This window comes from Paenibacillus sp. FSL F4-0236, from assembly GCF_038000135.1.
Classification (GTDB): Bacteria; Bacillota; Bacilli; order Paenibacillales; family Paenibacillaceae; genus Paenibacillus_AQ.
In genome coordinates, this window is the sequence record NZ_JBBOBK010000001.1 from 2,997,754 (window position 1) to 3,016,898 (window position 19,145).

Genomic DNA, 19,145 nt, shown 5'->3' on the forward strand with positions numbered 1-19,145 from the left:
TAGATAAAAAAAGCAGACTGCTCACCATAGCAATCTGCTTTTTTGATTAAATTAGCTTTTTACTCATCCGATAATTAACTAACAGTACTCCTTTTCGTTCTACACTTTGTTTCATCATAAGCTGGTATCCCTGTTGTTCAAAAAAGGGTCTAGCTGTAATACTTGCTTCGGTATCCATTTCATGAAGACCAAGCTCTCTCGCCTTCATTTCAAGCTTGTTCACGAGAGCAGAGGCTACGCCTTGGCCTTGGAAATCTTTGTGGACATAAAGACGATCCAAATGTCCTTCCAACGTCATATCCGAAAAGCCAACTATGTACCCGTTAATTTCGGCTACATAAGTAATATTTTGATGTAAAGAAGTGCTCCAAGCATCAAGTTTGAGGGTCTTTTCCTCTTTAGGTGCCCAAGCATTAAGCTGTTCTTGTGAATAGTCTTGTTTGTTTACGAAATGAACTGTCTCATAGAACAATGAGATAAGCTGACTAATATCCGATTCTTGATAAGCTCTAATTTCCATTACTTGTTCTCCTTGCTGGCATTGCTACAACCCCACTACATCTTTAAGCTCCAGAAGAGAACTAATCATATAGTTAGGCTTGAGGTCTTTAGGAACCTCTATATTCTGGCGATTGTAATAGCAGAAGTCAATGTCAGAATTCACAGCACCATGGTAATCATCTTGTAAAGAATCCCCAACGAACAGCACTTCATGATTGCTTAGCTGTAGTTCTATTAAAGACATTTCAAAAATCCTTTTATCAGGTTTTCGGATGCCTACCTCATCAGAGATCATTATGGATTTGAATATTTCATAGATCTTACCGGCTTGCAGTCTTTTTCTTTGTGCCTCACTGATCCCATTGGTGATAATCCCCAGAGCATACTTATCTTTAAATGAAGTTAAGATCTGTTCCGCTCCTTCTTCAAAATAACAGGAATTGCAAAAATAATCCCAATAAGTATCTGACAGTTTGCTATGAAAAAGTTCCTCCTGTTTAAGAGTGTCTCTAAAAGAATACCTCAATACCTCTCCTATAGTCTTCACCTCACCACCACCCACAAAGTTCATCCAATGGCGAAAATTATGACCGGAAAACTCTCCATAAAATAAAGACCACGCCTCAATATCTTCTACGAAGAGATTATGATCGTTACAGGTTCTTTTCATCGCTTCGATTTCACAAGTACTATAATTTATTAATGTATTATCTAGATCAAATATAATGGCTTTGTACATAATATCCTCCCCGAATAATGTTCTTATCTATCATAACATGAACATTAAAGTTTGGATAAAATTAACAAAAGATTTTGATCACTCTGAGGTACTCATGAACTCTACTAGATCAATTTTCTGACCTGTTTTAGCACTTTCCAGCGCTCCAAATACCATTGCCATACTATACCGATTATCTCTACAATTCGTCTCTGCTGAACGCTCTTCTGCTAGGGACAGGAACATTTCCTCCAAACATCCTTGATGGAAGGTTTTGTCCATATCAACAGCTTCTCCATTTACACGCTCAACATCACGAATAAATTTATCACTCTGATCTCCTGCTACGACTACCTCTGCATATGGCATGTCATGACCATCCCAAATCGCAGTTCCTTTTTCCCCATTCAGACGCCAAGCTGCTTCCCAAGAGGTAGAGGCACCTTCTGCACACCAAGACCCCTGATAAGTAAATACAGATCCGTCCGACATCTCAAAGATACACACTGCCGACGCATTCCCCTTATACCATGATCCAGGAGGATTAAACTCCTGACAGTAAACGGAAATCGGATTGGCTCCACTAATAAATCGGGCCTGATCAAAGGTATGAATCGCCATATCCAGCAGCAGAGGACTTTCCATGACATCACGGAACCCTCCGAAATGAGCGCCGAGGAAAAAGCTAGAACTGATGTATCCTACTCTACCAATGGTGTCAGACTCGATTAAGTTGCGTAAAGAACGAATACGCGGATCATATCGGCGATTTTGCATCACAGAATGGGCATTTCCGGTTCTTTCTGAGATCTCAACAATCTTAGTGCACTCTTCCATAGTCTCGGCCAGTGGTTTCTCACTAAACACATTACATCCGAGTGCTAATGCAGTGCTAGAAATGCTGTAATGGCTTCCCGGAACTGTAACGTCAAACACAAGATTAGCTCCAGTCGCCTGAATCGCTTCTTTAATGTCAGTAAACGTTAGACAGGAAATCTCATGCTTTGCCGCCATCGCTTGTGCTGACTCCAATCGTATATCTACAAGAGCAACAATCTGAGTATCTGAACGTGATAAAGCGTATTCAATCCAGGCGTTAGCCATTCCTCCGCAACCTGCAACCGCTACACGGTACTGTGCTGTCATCATTCTCCCCCTCTACGGTTACAGCGGATTAGGTACAAAGCTACCGCCCCGGCATTGTTTTAAATAATTTAAAGCATGTACTTGTCCCATCATTTCCAGCTCATCCCGATAAACAGGATCATGCCAGCCTTCAATATCAATCGTACCTTTATAACCTGCCTGACGCAAAATAGAAATAACATCAGTCCAGTTCGTATCTCCAAAGCCGGGAGTACGGTGCCATACATAAGGATTGGGGCCATGAATTCCATATTCTTTTACGATATCCCAAGCGATGGTGCCATCCTTACCATGTACATGGAAGATCTTATCTGTCCATTTACGAAGCTGCGGAATCGGATCAATCAATTGGACCATCTGATGACATGGCTCCCATTCGAGTCCTATATTATCAGCAGGCACAGCATTGAACATCTTCTCCCAAGCTAATGGATTGTGAGCAATATTCCAGTCACCTGATCCCCAGTCTCCACCCATGGAACAGTTCTCGAAAGCAATTCGCAAACCGCGATCCGCTGCTCTTTTGGACAACTCTCCAAACACCTCGGTGAACTTCGGAATAGATTCATCAATGGATACCCCTGGTAACCTTCCTGTAAAACCTGATACCATATCCGTTCCGAACAAATGAGCATGATCAATCAGTCGCTCCCAGCTCGCGATTGCATCGGAATTATCACCAGTATTCGTCAAAGGATTGCCGAAGATCCCAACAGATGAGATCACGAAGTCATGTTCTGCTGCAAGCTCTTGCACACGCTTTCCAGTTTCCACGAGATCTGTTTCCCCTGTTGTTTGCCAGAAGGTTAAGCTAAAAGATTCAAATCCATGTCCTACAATTTGTGGAATCACTCTTACAGCGTCGCCGCCGCCTACTAATGTTCCAATTCGCATTGTATCCTTCATCTTGTGACCACTCCAATATTGGTTTATAGTAAGTGCTATAAACCGAGTATATACTGCTTCTGAGCTTAAAACTCTTATTATCTTGTGTTTATATAGTCGTATCTTGTGGGAGTTGAGTGATTTATGAGTTACCCTAATGATCTTAAAGAATATCCTCAATTAGAAGAAAAAACGTATCCATTCCGATTATTTTTTAATGAATGCAAGAACGCAAAGATCGGTCAGAATATCCTGTATTTACACTGGCACGAGCATTTCGAAATCATCATTATGCAAGAAGGCAGCGCCATTTTTCACATAGACAGCAAGCCCTATGAACTGCATGCCGGAGAGGTATTGTTTGTTCCCTCTGGAGGATTGCATGTTGGGTACAGTCTGCGGGATGATCATGTTCGTTTTATCTCCGTCGTATTCCATAGTTCTTTATTTAAGGATTGGAAGCAGGATCCTCAGCATGAGCAGTTTGTAATCCCTTATTTAGAGAATCGTTATCAGCTGCCGGTCAAACCTGCAGAGCTTGTTCCGACCTGCTCCACATATTTTTCTCTTCTGGATACCATCGTTGATGAAGTACTTCAGAAGGGACCTGCTTTTCAACTGGTCATCAAGAATCAACTGCATTTACTCTTTGTGCTGCTCTCTCGCACCTTTCTACCTGAACAAGTATCCGGTAGAACGAATGAGCGGCACTCCTTTAATCGCGAACGTTTTAAGCCACTACTAGAGTATATGGAGAACCATTTCGATGACAAAATGACCGTAGAAAGCGCCGCAAGATCCGTAAATCTAAATCCATATCATTTCTGCAAAACCTTTAAGAGGCTAACAGGTCGAACCTTCATCGATTATGTTAATCTTTGCCGAGTAAATGAAGCAGAGCGATTGCTTCTCGAGACCAATTTTACAGTGACTGAGATTGCAGGAAGAGTCGGCTGCGACAATCCCAATTATTTTACCAAGCTGTACAAGCAGTATAAAGGGATTACCCCTTCAGGGGTTCGAAAATAGGCGATTCTCTCTATTCACGAAAAATAGCACCGTTTGCCTCTCCCAAACGGTGCTGGCTATTGGATTATTCCGTAGCATTAAGCTGTAACCTCCGCACACTTGCAAGCGCGGGAAAAGATTCATCCACCATACCGGTACTCCATAGCTCAACCTGCTGGCCAACCTTCAAATCCTTAAAGCTAATCGATTCTCCAGCTTCATTAAACATTGTTGACTTCTGATTGAATGAGAACCAGTAAGAGGGATCTTCCATGCCAGGTTCAAGGATGAGAATCCGCTTCGCCTGTTTGGTATCGATATCTACGATTTGACCTATTACATGTGGTTCGCCTAGCTCTGAAATGTCGTAGGTCAACATATCCGGAGCGATCCATTTTTCTATCTCAAGTATGGCCGTGTCAGCATAATCAGATGGAATTGTGATCGTTACTTTATTACCAATCGTGTCCACACCGGAACCGTATAGATTAAGCTTCTGATAGAGTTCTTGTTTATGCAAAAGCTCTTGTGCAGCTAATAACTCTTGCATCGAATATTTAACATCATGGAGCTCATAAGTACCTGCCGCGAAAGTCTGAGCAAACCGCTGCTCAATCTGCGAGTTCAAACCCACTATATTGATATGAATCTTATTATCCTGTAGATAGATATCTCCGTTAGGAATCTTCTGAGCGGATAGGAAAGCTTTAATCGCTTCAGGATCACTGGAGTAAAGTACTTTTTCAGCTCTAGGATCTTCTATTCCAGCGCTCGCAGTAGGCAAGATATCTGGAGTTGCAGTAATTGCAGTAGCTGGGGCCGGCTCCTTATTCGATTGTTGATCTTCTGAACAACCAATTATGAAAAGAATAACAACTGAAATCCATATCCAGCCACCAAGCCTCTTACGCATCCTTGTCACTCCCTCACTCTTTATCTTCTCAAACGGAGATTGGAAGTGATAGGTTGCAGATTCAGAATGAATTCTCTAATCTAATGTGTAAGGAGCGAGTCCAATCGGAAGAGCTTCAGGACGGGTGCAGGTACTCTTCATTTCGTAGAATGAATGAGCATCTGAAGAATCATGGAATGCCCACATCGCTTCTAGTACATGATAAGCCAATTCTCCACTGGCACGGTGCTTTCTTCCCGTCCGAATGGCATAAGCCATATCCGCTGGACCAATCCCCCGTGTGTTCTGATCATATCCAGGTAGTAGCGGCTGTTCCGTCCAGTCATTCTCACCCATTAGGCGGTACTTCACTGGACCTCCAAAGTTATTTGGATCTGGAACCTGTATCGTTCCAAGTGTTCCATAGATTTCTATATGCGGCAGATTACTTCCGCCAAAGATATCAAAGCTTGTAATCAGCGTTGCAATGGCACCCTTCTCAAATCTTAATGTTCCGGCAACGTGAGTTGGAATTTGAACAGGAATTTTATTACCCGATTTCTTCTCACTTGTAATCGTACGTTCTTCTAGTGCTTTTCCAGTCATCCCGCTAACCGTACGAATTGGACCCAATAACTGCACCAATGCAGTCAAATAGTATGGTCCCATATCGAACATTGGACCTCCTCCAGCAGCATAGTAGAATTCAGGATCTGGATGCCAATGCTCATGTCCACGACCCATCATAAACGAGGTGGCTGCAACGGGCTGACCAATTACACCCTCATCGATCAATTTGAGCGCCGTCTGAATGCCAGTTCCAAGGAATGTTTCCGGTGCGCTACCCACAAGCACGCCTTTTTCTCGTGCCGCAGACAGAACTTGGCGTCCTTCTTCTCTTGTCACTGCTAGTGGCTTCTCAACGTACACATGTTTACCCGCTTCGATAGCTTTCAGGCATACATCCGCATGAACAGCTGGAATCGTCAGGTTGATAACGATCTCTATCTCCGGATCATTCAGTAATTGCTCTGTGGTGTAAACGCTTGGAATATTGTATTTATCGGCTTGTTCCTTCGCTCTCTCCAAGTCCAAGTCCGCACATGCAACTAGATCAAGAATCTCGAACTTCTGACAATTCTCCATATATATGCTGCTGATTTTACCGCATCCGATAATTCCTACTTTGACTTTATCCATTCGTTGATCGCTCCCAGAGATTATTGACTGTCTGCCATTCCGCTATAGCTACTTCTAACCGTTGAAATTTGGGATTGTGCGCGAACTTTACCCTCGGCAGCCCATAGCAGTCCTCTGCGCATCATTTCCTTTACCTGTGGCATAGCTACAATATCGGCATGATGTCCGAGTGAATTATAATACACTCTGCCATGACCCCAACGTTTGGTCCAAGCTACTGGCATATCCACGGCTTTGTTGAAGGAATGTGGGCCTTCAACAACTGGAAAGCGAGTCGTTGCAAGTACTTCTACAGCGGGATCTACATGCAGATAATATTGCTCTGAGCAAACGGTGAAATCTTCTATTCCATCTACCAAAGGACTTGAGCTTTGACGAATCTCTACGGTATAGTTAACTCCGTCATTGCCGGGATGAGCTACCCATTGCCCCCCGGTCATAAACTGCCAATCCACATTATTTCGGAAAGAATCACACATCCCGCCATGGCAACCCGCAAGACCCGTTCCGTTCTGAACAGCTGCAGAGACATTATTCACAAGATTCTGTTCGATTGTACCCATCGTCCATACCGGAACTATTAAATCTAGTCCAAGAAGCTTCTCCGCATCGGCAAAAGCCTCAAGTGTATTCGACACCTCAACTTCAAACTGTTCCTCTTGCAGTACCTTAGCGAATATATCAGCTACCTGTTCAGGCTCATGACCGTCCCAACCGCCCCATACTATCAATGCTTTTCTCATCTTCAGCACTCCTTCTAATAGAGGTTGTTCAAACACGCATTTTTGTTGATTACATCTCAGAGATTTCGACCCACCGGCGCTGTTCAATAGAGCGTTCTACCGCTTCTAACACAGCTTGGCATTTCACTCCATCATGGAAATTAGGTACAGGCTGACGTCCTTCTTCAATCGCGTTAGAAAGCTCCAACATTTCGTGAATAAACGTATGTTCAAAACCAATCGTATGACCCGGCGGCCACCAAGCCTCCGCATATTCATGAGCAGGGTCCGTTGCCAGCACACGCCGAAAGCCCTGTACATCCTCAGCATCTGAGGTTAAATAAACATCGAGTTCATTCATTCGCTCGAAATCAAATTTCACACTGCCAAGGCTTCCGTTGATCTCAAAAGAATTGGTAGAGCGATGACCTGCTGCGAATCTTGTAGCTTCAAAACTACCTAAGGCACCGTTATCAAAACGGGCTAAAAACAATGTGGCATCATCTACAGTTACCTTGCCCTTAGGAGCATCCTTATCCCCTTTGGCACTTAATCCGGTCATTTCAGCAGCAAGTGGACGTTCTTTAATGAAGGTCTCACTCATACCGATTACTTCCTTCACATCACCTACTAAGAAATGTGCGAGATCAATGAGATGCGCACCCAAATCACCATGTGAGCCTGAACCCGCAATCTCCTTCTGCAATCTCCACACTAACGGGAACTCCGGATCAATAATCCAGTCTTGTAGAAACCAAGCACGAAAATGATAGATCTTCCCAAGCCGCCCGCTCTCTACTAGCTTCTTAGCAAGTCTAACCGCCGGTGAAAAGCGATAATTAAAACCAACCATATGTGTAACCCCTGCATCTTCAGCGGCTTGCAGCATTTCACGGGAATCCGCCAAGGTCAGTGCGAGTGGTTTTTCACAAAAAATATGTTTACCAGCTTTGGCTGCTGCTAGAGCAATCTCCTTATGTGCATTACTAGGGGCATTTATATCAATAAGATCGATATCCTCACGAGCGATTAGATCTTTCCAATCCGTAACACAATCCGACCATCCTAATTGAGTGCCAGCCTCTGCAAGCGCTTCAGCATTCCGTCCACAAATCACAGACATCTCAGGTTTAAGCGCTTTCGGGAAAAACATTGGCAAACTGCGATAAGCATTACTGTGCGCCTTACCCATAAATTTATAACCGATCATTCCAATGCGAAGCTGTTTCATCTTATTCCTCCTCAGATTTCTTAGATTTAGATGAAGCTCGTATTACTAGTTCAGTCGGTAATTTAATCTGGATGATTTGGGAGGGGGGTGATATTTCTGAGCGACTATTCCCGTGCAATTCTAATACCTTAGATACAGCAATTTCTCCTAGCTCATAAAAGGGAACACGCACACTGCTTAAGGCTGGTGTAGTAAGCTCAGCAGCATCTGAATCATCATAACCCACCATGGCTGGGATGCGATCTCTTGGGATGCCTAGTTCCTGTAGGCCTTGCTGCAATCCAATGGCCATTCGATCATTGGCCGCTACAATGGCATCAATCTCATTCAGCAGAGGCAACATCTTCTTGGCAGCAATAGCACCGCTTTTACGACTGAAGTTACCTTCGAATAGAAGTGATTCATCTAAAGGAAGGCTAGAATCCTCCAAAGCGCGCAAATAACCAGTTAAACGATCTCGGCTGTTCGAATAAGATGCTGGCCCGTTTAGAAAGGCAATCCTCGTAAAGCCCTGATCCAGTAAGTGCCTGACCGCTTGCCAGCTTCCTTCGACATGATCAGCATCCACCTCGTGAAAAGCCTCTCCTTCAAAATGCTGATTAATCAGGCAAAACGGATGACCTTCCTCCTTCAAACGTCGAAGTGAGGCTAGCTCACCTGGATCCTCTTTGGCACCGAGTACAATACAAGCATCAATCTTCCTCATCTTAAACAATTCGTTATAGTCCACTCTCTCTTCGGCATTTCGAAACAGCATTAACAGATCATAACCCTCTTCTCCCGCCTTACTCCCAATTCCACTTAATATTTCTGAAAAATAATAAGTGGAGAACAAGCGTGCATTTGGCAAATAAGGCATTACTACACCAAGGTGCCCACTTCTTCTACGAGCAAAGCTCTGCGCGAGTGAACTAGGGGTATATCCCAGCTTGAGCGCAGCTGCCAACACACGTTCCTTCGTTTCTTCCTTGAGCGGGCCTACGTTGTTTAACACGCGAGAGACTGTGGCTTCTGACACTCCGGCAAGCTCGGCAACCTCTTTACGGCTGGCGATAAAAATCCCTCCTACGAAAGCGCATTCAGTAAATGTACGCGCGTACATTCTCTCATGAACAAATTCCCTCGTCAACCCTTATTTTGGATATTCATTCATAATAAAACCCCTGAATTAATCAGGGGTTTTGCTCATTCTAAACGGTGTATTCTTAAGGTTCAGGGATGCCCCATCAACCACGCTTGTACATGCTTTAGGAACTTTTTAGTGGCGGGAGAGGCGTATTTCATAGAATGTACAGCGATTCCAAGTGATCTGAAACTACGTTCTTCCAATTCAAGCATCGTTACATTATAATTCTGACGGGTTAATACAAGCTCTGGCAAAATACTAATTCCAAGTCCCTTCTCCACCATGGCCATAATGGCATAATCATCACCTGCTGAGAACTTAATATTCGGTTTGATGCCCGCCTTATCCAGTACACGCCTTACATCATAATCTGAACCAGCCTTCGGGATGATGAAATCCTCTTTAGCAATTTGGGATAAGGAGAGAAAAGGTTCTGCACTAAGCGGATTTTCTTTGGATACGATTCCTAACATCCGGTCCTTTTTTAAGGGAATCACTTCGAACTTCTCACGCGTAGGCAGAGAAATAAAACCACAGTCAACGACTCCAGCCTCGATCCATTGCTCAACCTCTAAATAACCACCTTCCATCAACCTGATTTCGATATAGGGGTACTCACTGCGAAATTGCTTAATCATTCCTGGCAGCCAATGCACGGATACACTGGTGAATGTACCGATGGTAATGGTCCCGACCTCTAGCCCATGTATATCTGCTACTTCCTGCTTCAATTTTTCATTCCACTTCAGAATTTCACGGATAGGCTGTAGTACTTGCTCCCCATTTACCGTTAATTTAACGCCAGATCTATTTCTAATTAATAACGTGAAACCAAACTCCATCTCCAAGCTACTAATCGTGTGGCTAATTCCAGATTGCGTAAAGCCCAGTACATCTGCTGCTTTTGTTAAGCTACCTAGCTCTACAACTTTTAGAAAAATCTCATACTTATTGATGCTCAACCTCTATCCCTCACCTTTTTAATTTACATAAGTTTTACTCATGTATCCTATGATAAACATTCAGTTACCTTATGTATAGAGCCGTATTATACTAAATTGAGTTGAAAATGAAGAAGGATGGATGACGAGATGAAACCGCTCAAAGCTGAGCTGATGCTGTTAGTTGTAACATTATTTTGGGGTTCCTCCTACATATTTATGAAAATGGGGTTAGGCACGTTAGGCGAATTCAATCTGATTGCACTCCGCTTCGGACTTGCTTTTATATTAGCCACAGTGATCTTCCACAAACGTTTAAGAAAAGTTGACATCAAAACATTGAAATATGGTGCTCTACTCGGATTCTTACTCCTCGGTGTGTTCACATGCATAACGTTCGGACTGAAGACTACGACAACCTCCAACGCTGGATTTTTAGTAGCCCTGACAGTCATATTTGTACCGATACTAGATCGTATACTTTTTAAAAAAAGAGTCGCACCTCCGCAGGTTTTCGGCTCCGTACTCGCTATAGCTGGAATTGGACTTCTTACGTTAAACGCTACCTTAAAAATTGGGCCAGGTGACTTCCTCTGTATTCTTTCGGCGGTGTTCTATGCGGTACAGATCTTATTTACAGGCAAGGCTGTAAAAGAGTGTGATTCACTGAATATTGGAATCTTACAGTTGGGTTTTGCCGGAGGGTTTGCTCTAGTGTTATCTGCGCTATTCGAGACACCTTCACTTCCTTCGACCTTACCAGCATGGATTGCGATCCTCGCACTTGGGATTCTCTGTAGTGCCTGTGGCTTCATCCTACAACCCATTGCTCAAAAATATACTTCACCTACACGCACCGGACTGATCTTCTCCCTTGAGCCGGTATTCGCCGCGCTGTTTGGCTATTGGTTCGCCGCTGAAAAGCTATCGATACAAGGATATGCTGGTGCAGCTCTTGTTCTACTAGGCATTGTAGCATCGGAGATACTCGGTAAAGTTACATTCAGCCCTAGGTGGGCTCAGAAGAAACCAGAACATCTATAGGATGATTTTCTCATACAAAAAAAGCGTTGTTAGCTATACAAGCTGAACGACGCCTTTTTTTATTATCTAAGATTATCGTATAAATTAATGTCCCATCATCATTGCTGCATCTGCTTTCTGACTCTCTTCGGAGGAGGAATCATTCGAGGAAAGCTTTGGTTTGCGCAGGATAATACTCATAAGTACACCGACTACAGCTATACAACCAGATAGAAAAAATACATCATCAAAACCTAGAACTGCTGCCGATAAAGGATTACTTCCTGCTTTCAATGCTCCCATATGCACAGTGATTTGACTTGTCAGATAACCCGTCAAGCCTGCTACGGCAAAGGCCACAACCACCTGCTGTGCCGCTGCTGTAAGCGATGTGACCCGGCTCACCAATTCACGCGGTGCGGCATTTAGAACATGTGTATTGAGTGGCATCATCGCTATACCCATCCCAAATCCTAATAAAGCAAGATACATCATAATGGTGTTTAGACTTGTAGTCATCGAAATCCCAGACAGTAGGAATAGGGTAACTGTAATGATGCTCAGACCCACAAAAGCCAGCGGTCGTGCCCCTATCTTATCAAACAATTTACCACCAAGCGGCATGCCGATTACACAAGCTAAAGCTTGCGGAAGCAGAATCAGCCCCGTCTCTAGTGGTGTATAAGCCCGAATCTGCTGTAAGTATAGCGGCACGAACAGCATGGAACCAAACAATGCGGCTTGCATGACCCATGTTAAAATAATGCCGCGGGTGAAATCTGAGGAGCGAAAGACGCGCAGATCCAGCAAAGGCTGTTTATGCCGCAGCTCAACGATTATAAATAGAATCAGTGCAACGCCCCCAACAGATAATCCAAGGATTGCTGGAGTCGATGACCAACTATTCGACCCGCCTTCATTTACTCCATAAGCTAGCATGGAAAACGCAATCGGTGCCAGTATAATGCCAAGTATGTCGAGGTTGCCTTTACCGATCTTCTCCGTCTTGGGCAAATACTTAACACCAAGAATAATACCAACAATCCCAATCGGCACGTTAATCAGGAAGATCCAATGCCAGCTAACATATTCAACAAGCCATCCGGACAATATCGGGCCAAGTGCAGGTGCAAGCAGCATGGGAATCCCAAGCATGCCCATAATCGATCCTCTTCGTTCTGCTGGAGCTAACTTAAACACCATAGCCATCCCAATAGGAGCTACCATCCCCCCACCAAGTCCTTGGATCACACGAAAAATAACAAGCTGCGAAGAAGTTTGAGCCACAGAACATAACATGGAGCCAAGAATGAACAACGTGAGCGTCACCAGAAACACTTGTTTAGAACCGAAGCGATCTGTCATCCAGCCTGCGAGCGGTATTACAGCAGCTAAAGCTAACGTGTAACCTGTAATCGCCCACTGAATCGTTTTTAAATCTGAAGAAAAATAGTCCACCAGTTTGGGTATAGCCACATTCACGACGGTTCCATCCAGAATAACCATAATCATTCCGACGATAATAGCAAGAAGCGGGGGGAGGATCGCTCTTAGCGAGAAGGGCCGTTCTTCTGTCGGGCTACTCTGAGTAATTGATTTTGTCATCCAGTACTCCACTCTTTTCTCTAATTTAGTTAAATGCTTTAACAATTATTTCAAATTTTAATTTACCTTCGATGAATGTGAAAGTCAACAAATAAAACCCTTTTTTACAATAAAAATACATTGCAATCTCAGAATGTTTATTGAAACACAAAAAAGGCTATGCATGGTCCCAAGAAGAAATTTCTTCTTAAGGAACACACGCATAGCCTGTTGTTCTAAACCTAAATCATTATTATTCTCAAGATTAAATGGAAGGAAGGTTTCCTTTTAATTCAACAATCTTACCAGACTTATTGAGAACAAACTCAAGGGACGCATCCGTTACAGCAAAGCCAAGTACACATTGTATTGACATTTGATTTTCTTTTTGAATACTTTCAGTAGACTTTATCCCATGGTAAGTACCAGCTCGTGCAGTAAAATCAGCCCAATATTTCTGTAAACCCGTAGTGGAAAGCGAACGCTTCATTTCATCACTAAAGAATCGATTCTCTAACTCTTGAAATTGCCCAGTGCTCAGCAGTCCCGCTATCACACTTGCTGTAACCTCGGGCGCATAAACTTCCACTAGATTAGCTTCAGCATTATAAGAGGTTACCAGTCCTACACTAGTGAAAAAAGAGAGCGGAACATATAAGTGTTCCTTCCTAAACACAACATTATCCTTAAAGTCTCTTTTCTCTTTATCATTAATGGTAATATAGTCGTTTCCTACTTTATATTCAATCTTTTGTTTGACTCCGTTTAATGTAATGGTGTCCGTACTTTTTTGATAAGTGATTTGATATTTCAAAACGCTTGATGCCTCTCTAAGAGGTAGCATGACCGTAGAACCGTTAGGATACGCTGAATATTGATCTGATTTCAGAACCTGACCATTCAAAACCACCTTTACTTCACTAGCATCTGCCCAAGCCGTATAAGAGGTAGTTCCTCCAAATCCATTTACCAATAACAGTACACTTAACACTACAACAACCGCGATTTTGTTCATCCGTTCGAAACCTCCCTTTTTTTGACTATTAGTATTATGTGCGTTTCCAGCATCTGCTAATCCTAATGGTAGTAAAGCTCAACAAAAAAAGTGAATCGCTTCTTACATGGACATTCAAGTTCTAGGTTATTCCACCTTGAAGTCAAAATATTGTTTAGGATAAGGTTCCTTGATCAGCGTAAAATGCCACCATTCTTTACTGTATGGTTTAAATCCCTGTTTTACCATCGCCTCTTTGAGGATCGCCCGATTTGCTTTCTGAGTCTTGTTGATTAAGGACGTATCGTAATAGGAGATGTCTCCGAAAAAATCAAAAGGGCTTCCCATATCTACTTCAGCTCCCGTTTCTTTATTTACGATCGTTAAATCGACGGTGCTACCTCTGGAATGGCCTGATTTTTTAGCTATAAAACCAAGTTTAAATAGATTACGTTTATCCAGTCGCGGATAATATTGCTGTTTCATTTTAGTATCTACGGCATTCTGTGACCATCTTACAAAATGATTCACCGCCGTCTGCGGACGATAAGCATCATAAATTTTAAGAATATACCCTTTGTCCGCTAAATCCTCACTTACAGCCTTCAAAGCTGTTGCCGCTGTCCGCGAGAATATCGCTAAAGGCGCCTTGTAGCCATCAATCCGCTTCCCCACAAAATTATTATCTCCGTAATATCGAATCTCATATTGTGCCGTTGGAATCACTTCATCCAGATAGACAAAACCTTGCGGTAAATGGTTCTTCTTCTCCATATGCATTTGCTGCAGCACAGAGTCTGTTGAAGAGCCGACATAAGCAGCTTCTGCGCTACCCATAAACATACTGTTTGTCCACAACAACAGCACAACTGCGAAAACTGGAACTCTTATTCCTTTTGATCCTAATCTCAATTAATCCAGCCTCTTCTCAGATGTTGTCTTGTCTTTACATACTCTAATAATTACGAGTTTACGGTTTCAACTAGAAATTTTTCTATTACAGGAGTGAATTTATTATTCGTGGAATTAAGTAATTGTAGTAGCTTTTCTAAAATCGAAAGAATTCTAGTATCAACTTTGCTATTTTTTAGTGCATTCTCATACGCCTTTTTTACTTCTGGTTTGATAACTTGCTCATCATAGTCATATGCAGGTGTATTACTTGTTCCATACAATAAGCGAGACGTTCCAATGAGAAGTTCTTTCTGAAGAGCGGTTGAACGGTTAGAAGCAGGATATTTCGTCACAAAATCCTCTATTGCAAGCGCTCTATTCGTTAACTCGGTCCAACTGATTACTATCGCTGCATCAGATACACTCGGTTGATTAGATTCGGTGGCCATGATGTCAATATATGCTGCGATGTCCTTCGTAATATACGGCTTAAAGATCTTAAATCCCTCATAATGCATCACCGGATAGTACATGCCCTCACTGGTCTCCAGCTTATATCCCTTATCCCGGCCTTCAATTAACACTTTGCGTACGTTGGCATCTTTAATCGTATTAAGGAGTGAGGTATAGGTTAGATTTTTGCTTTTGGAAAAAGCACTGTTTATCTCTTTCTGCATCTTGTCCGGAAAAACCTTTTCTGAGTATACAGATAAATGTGCCTTCTGTGCATTCTCGAGCTGAAGTGTCATCTGAGTCGCTGTCCAGGTATCCACTTCTTTGATATGGTTAATTAAATAATTACGTGCGTTAGCAAGAGATGTCGGCTTCTGTACATACTGCTGGAATTGATTATAAACGCCTGCAGATTCCGTTGCCGTTGCGGCAGATACTGGCTCTATACCCAAAGTACTGAATCCTGTCACTGAACCAAGGGCTATAGCAATACTTAACAAGCCGGATTTTTTCCAGTTCAATAGATGACCTCCCTTTTGCCATATATGTAATTGTACTTAATATTTAGACATACGGGAATGACCTGAAACTAATTGGTTCATAGTACCCATTCCAAACAATCCTCAAGGAACAAGTGATTTATGATTTCGATAAAGTTACCTGTATCAAAATAATATATATTGACACAATATATATCTAACCGATATATTATAAGCGTGATATACAAATATTTCTAAACAACAAGGAGGTTCTATTTTGAACAGTCAGGATGTTATTTTAGGCATGCTTATGAAAGAATCGAAGACTGGTTACGAAATAAAACAGTTATTGGAGGATGTATTCTCTAATTTCTATAGTTCTAGTTATGGAACGATTTATCCCACACTTGCTCGCATGGAAAAGGAGGGTTTGATAACTAAGGAAAATGTGCAGCAGGCAGGTAAGCCTAATAAGAATCTTTTAAACATCACGGATAAAGGAAGAGATAGTTTTAACGCCTATTTGCTAGCCCCACTAGAGGCTGACAGTATTAAGAAATCTGATTTTATGATGAGGTTATACTTTGGTGAATTTGTTGGGTATGACAAGGTGATTCTTTGGTTGAAGCAGGTACAGGAGGAATCACAACATAAGTTAGATCAGTTACTTGCGCAGTATTCACTTTATAAAGATGAAATGCATCCAGCACAGATCATCTGTATCCAAATTGGCATTGAAGAATATAAAGCAAAACTCAAAATCATTGCCGAAGGGTTGTCAAACATGGAGCAGTTAGTGCTTACGAAGTAAGTTTTGTACGTACCAAGTGAAAATGTAACGCTCAGAAAACTTTTGGGAGGAATTGTTAATGAAAACAATTTTTATAACGGGTGCTTCGTCTGGCATTGGGAGAACTACAGCAAAACATTTTGCTGAAAGAGGATGGAACGTCGTAGCCACGATGCGTTCCCCTGAACAAGAAAATGAACTTATTACACTTGATAATGTATTGGTTTTACAGCTTGATGTTGAGAAATCAGATACAATTCAACCTGCGTTAGCGGAAGCGATTAAGCGGTTCGGTAAAATTGACGTTCTTCTCAATAATGCTGGTTATGGAACAATGGGTCTTATTGAAGTCGCTACAGATGAGCAGATCAGAAGACAGTTTGAAGTGAACGTGTTTGGTCTTATCAGTATGACTAAAGCCATATTGCCACATTTTAGATCTAATCAAGATGGTTTGCTAATCAATATCTCTTCTATGGGTGGAAAAGTAACCTTTCCTACAATGTCTCTGTATCATTCAACGAAATTTGCCGTTGAAGGTTTTTCTGAATCCGTATCTTATGAATTAGCATCACAGAACATTAAAGTTAAGTTAATTGAACCAGGTGCTATTCAGACGGACTTTGGTGGAAGATCGATGGAGTTCTTTTTTAATGATACATTAACGGATTATAAACCCTTTACTACTGCATTTTTGGGTAAATTGGGTGAGATGGAAAAACAACCTACCTATGCTTCGCCTCCAGAAATTGTTGCGGAAACAATATATCAAGCCGCCACTGATGGGACAAGTCAGTTCCGGTACATTGTTGGAGAAGATGCAAAAATGCTCATTCATATGAAAGAAAATACAGATGAAGCAGAGTATCTGACTAATATAGCCCAGCATTTTTCTTAAAAAGAAGTTAGGTAGCGGACGCTTCTCGGTATTCTACCGGGGAGAGGTCCCTCTTTCTTGTTATGATTAAAAAAATCCCCTCCGATTAACAGTGGTATGTTCATATGTACATGAACCTTCTCCACTATCTACCGTAAGGGGATTTTACAAGCTTAATGATTAATGCATTGGTGTATTCATTTTATGATTAACGACTACTCTTTTCACGAAGAACGCAAGAATTAGACCTACAATCGCCATACTCATTCCGAAAATAAATGCATTTTGTACACCTTGCGTGAATGCAGGCAACATATTAGCTGGATCGGCAGGATCGGCCACAGTCTTCAAATAACTCTTAGAACCTGCGGACATAATGCTGACAGCTAATGCAGTACCGATCGCACCAGCAACCTGCTGCAAAGTATTCATGATCGCTGTACCATCTGGATATAATTCTAACGGCAGCTGGTTAATTCCGTTGGTTTGTGCAGGCATAAATACCATCGACACACCAATCATAAGCGTACTGTGAAGTACGATTACGAATACAACCGTAGAAGCAACAGTAATACTGGAGAAGAACCACAAAGCAGTAGCTGCAATAATTAGACCCGGAATAACGAGCCATTTGGGACCGTATTTGTCGAACAGACGACCCATGATTGGGGACATCAATCCGTTAATAATCCCCCCTGGAAGTAGCAGCAAGCCTGCCTTGAACGCTGTATACCCTTGACCCTGTTGAAGATACATTGGAAGAATCAACATGGATGACAGGATAACCATCATACAAATAAATACCATAGCCACACCAATGGAGAACATTGGATATTTAAAAGCTCGCAGATTAATCATAGGCTGCTTCATCTTCATTTGGCGCAAACCGAACAATAAGAGTGAAACCACACCTACTACGATAGCAATGATTACTTTTGGACTTCCCCAACCAGCTTCTTCACCGGCGCTACTGAAACCAAACACGATTCCACCAAACCCAATTGATGATAACACTATGGAGAGGATGTCGATCTTCGGCTTCGTAACCTTCGTTACATTCTGCATGAAGAGGATCCCGAATATCAATGCGATCACCAGGAATGGCAGTGACAGCCAGAAGATCCAGTGCCAGCTAAGGCTTTCAATTAGAAGACCGGCAATAGTAGGACCGATCGCTGGTGCTACCATGATAACCAATCCTATCATCCCCATCGCGGCACCACGTTTTTCAGGAGCAATGATAATAAGGATCGTATTGAACATAAGTGGTAAAAGAAGCGCTGTACCCATTGCTTGTACCACACGCGCTGTTAATAGGAACTCAAAACTAGGTGATACTGCAGCTAAAAACGTTCCAAGTATTGAAAAACATAAAGCAGCAACAAACAACTGTCTAGTCGAGAACCACTGAAGCAGCATACCCGAAATCGGTACTAGAATTCCCAGTGTAAGCAGATAAGCCGTAGTCAACCATTGTGCTGTTGCTGGAGTAATTTGAAGGACATTCATAAGATCACTTAAAGCTACATTCAGTGCGGTTTCACTGAACATTCCGATAAATCCTGCAAGTAGTAAAGAGACTAGAATCGGAATGGTTTTAAACTTCTTTACTTCCTTTTGTTGCTTTCCTTGCATAGTTGCTTCCACTCTTAATCCCCCTGATGTTCTTATCTATTGTCTA

Annotated in this window: 19 protein-coding genes; 4 read left to right on the forward strand and 15 right to left on the reverse strand. The window is 42.3% G+C overall.

The annotated features are described in order from the left end of the window. Positions 1-46 precede the first annotated feature (46 nt). The 4 genes from NSQ29_RS13570 to NSQ29_RS13585 all read right to left on the reverse strand — a co-directional run bounded on the left by NSQ29_RS13570 (position 47) and on the right by NSQ29_RS13585 (position 3,271). Positions 47-520, reverse strand: coding sequence for a GNAT family N-acetyltransferase (locus NSQ29_RS13570; RefSeq protein ID WP_341125327.1), 474 nt, complete (start codon positions 518-520; stop codon positions 47-49). Positions 521-544: 24 nt separating this feature from the next. Next, positions 545-1,240: an HAD family hydrolase gene (locus tag NSQ29_RS13575; RefSeq protein ID WP_341125328.1), complete on the reverse strand. Its 696-nt coding sequence runs from the start codon at positions 1,238-1,240 to the stop codon at positions 545-547. Between the two features lie 78 nt (positions 1,241-1,318). Continuing rightward, complete coding sequence (locus NSQ29_RS13580) at positions 1,319-2,365, reverse strand: Gfo/Idh/MocA family protein (RefSeq protein ID WP_341126763.1); 1,047 nt, start codon at positions 2,363-2,365, stop codon at positions 1,319-1,321. A gap of 18 nt (positions 2,366-2,383) precedes the next feature. Further along, on the reverse strand, positions 2,384-3,271 hold the full coding sequence (locus NSQ29_RS13585; RefSeq protein ID WP_341125329.1) for a sugar phosphate isomerase/epimerase family protein: 888 nt from the start codon (positions 3,269-3,271) through the stop codon (positions 2,384-2,386). 123 nt (positions 3,272-3,394) lie between these two features. Here NSQ29_RS13585 and NSQ29_RS13590 point away from each other — a divergent pair, with 123 nt between their 5' ends. Then, positions 3,395-4,279 (forward strand): helix-turn-helix domain-containing protein, encoded by an 885-nt coding sequence (locus NSQ29_RS13590; protein WP_341125330.1) that lies wholly within the window; start codon positions 3,395-3,397, stop codon positions 4,277-4,279. Positions 4,280-4,343: 64 nt separating this feature from the next. Here NSQ29_RS13590 and NSQ29_RS13595 read toward each other — a convergent pair whose 3' ends face one another. From NSQ29_RS13595 to NSQ29_RS13620, 6 genes are all read right to left on the reverse strand, one after another. After that, entirely contained in the window at positions 4,344-5,171 is an 828-nt protein-coding gene (locus NSQ29_RS13595; protein WP_341125331.1) for a hypothetical protein, read from the reverse strand. 75 nt (positions 5,172-5,246) lie between these two features. Then, positions 5,247-6,350, reverse strand: a complete 1,104-nt coding sequence (locus tag NSQ29_RS13600) for a Gfo/Idh/MocA family protein (RefSeq protein WP_341125332.1) — start codon at positions 6,348-6,350, stop codon at positions 5,247-5,249. A gap of 20 nt (positions 6,351-6,370) precedes the next feature. Next, a complete protein-coding gene (locus tag NSQ29_RS13605; RefSeq protein WP_341125333.1) occupies positions 6,371-7,093 on the reverse strand; it encodes a ThuA domain-containing protein in 723 nt (240 codons plus the stop codon). 49 nt (positions 7,094-7,142) lie between these two features. Next, entirely contained in the window at positions 7,143-8,303 is a 1,161-nt protein-coding gene (locus NSQ29_RS13610; protein ID WP_341125334.1) for a Gfo/Idh/MocA family protein, read from the reverse strand. 1 nt (position 8,304) lies between these two features. Continuing rightward, positions 8,305-9,405, reverse strand: coding sequence for a LacI family DNA-binding transcriptional regulator (locus NSQ29_RS13615; protein ID WP_341125335.1), 1,101 nt, complete (start codon positions 9,403-9,405; stop codon positions 8,305-8,307). Positions 9,406-9,515: 110 nt separating this feature from the next. Then, positions 9,516-10,391 (reverse strand): LysR family transcriptional regulator, encoded by an 876-nt coding sequence (locus tag NSQ29_RS13620; protein WP_042187813.1) that lies wholly within the window; start codon positions 10,389-10,391, stop codon positions 9,516-9,518. A 129-nt stretch (positions 10,392-10,520) separates the two neighbouring features. Between NSQ29_RS13620 and NSQ29_RS13625 the strand changes: the two genes are divergently transcribed. After that, entirely contained in the window at positions 10,521-11,414 is an 894-nt protein-coding gene (locus NSQ29_RS13625) for a DMT family transporter (protein WP_341125336.1), read from the forward strand. Between the two features lie 84 nt (positions 11,415-11,498). On the opposite strand, the gene NSQ29_RS13630 is transcribed toward NSQ29_RS13625, so the two are convergent. The 4 genes from NSQ29_RS13630 to NSQ29_RS13645 all read right to left on the reverse strand — a co-directional run bounded on the left by NSQ29_RS13630 (position 11,499) and on the right by NSQ29_RS13645 (position 15,839). Next, on the reverse strand, positions 11,499-12,998 hold the full coding sequence (locus tag NSQ29_RS13630) for a DHA2 family efflux MFS transporter permease subunit (RefSeq protein WP_042187809.1): 1,500 nt from the start codon (positions 12,996-12,998) through the stop codon (positions 11,499-11,501). Between the two features lie 244 nt (positions 12,999-13,242). Further along, complete coding sequence (locus NSQ29_RS13635) at positions 13,243-13,992, reverse strand: stalk domain-containing protein (RefSeq protein ID WP_341125337.1); 750 nt, start codon at positions 13,990-13,992, stop codon at positions 13,243-13,245. A 126-nt stretch (positions 13,993-14,118) separates the two neighbouring features. Further along, entirely contained in the window at positions 14,119-14,883 is a 765-nt protein-coding gene (locus NSQ29_RS13640) for a M15 family metallopeptidase (protein ID WP_341125338.1), read from the reverse strand. Positions 14,884-14,933: 50 nt separating this feature from the next. Then, positions 14,934-15,839, reverse strand: coding sequence for a hypothetical protein (locus NSQ29_RS13645; RefSeq protein ID WP_341125339.1), 906 nt, complete (start codon positions 15,837-15,839; stop codon positions 14,934-14,936). Between the two features lie 235 nt (positions 15,840-16,074). Here NSQ29_RS13645 and NSQ29_RS13650 point away from each other — a divergent pair, with 235 nt between their 5' ends. Next, positions 16,075-16,608: a PadR family transcriptional regulator gene (locus NSQ29_RS13650; RefSeq protein WP_052404270.1), complete on the forward strand. Its 534-nt coding sequence runs from the start codon at positions 16,075-16,077 to the stop codon at positions 16,606-16,608. 58 nt (positions 16,609-16,666) lie between these two features. After that, complete coding sequence (locus NSQ29_RS13655) at positions 16,667-17,485, forward strand: SDR family oxidoreductase (RefSeq protein ID WP_341125340.1); 819 nt, start codon at positions 16,667-16,669, stop codon at positions 17,483-17,485. A 159-nt stretch (positions 17,486-17,644) separates the two neighbouring features. On the opposite strand, the gene NSQ29_RS13660 is transcribed toward NSQ29_RS13655, so the two are convergent. Then, positions 17,645-19,099: a DHA2 family efflux MFS transporter permease subunit gene (locus tag NSQ29_RS13660; RefSeq protein ID WP_042193817.1), complete on the reverse strand. Its 1,455-nt coding sequence runs from the start codon at positions 19,097-19,099 to the stop codon at positions 17,645-17,647. Between the last annotated feature and the right edge of the window lie 46 nt (positions 19,100-19,145).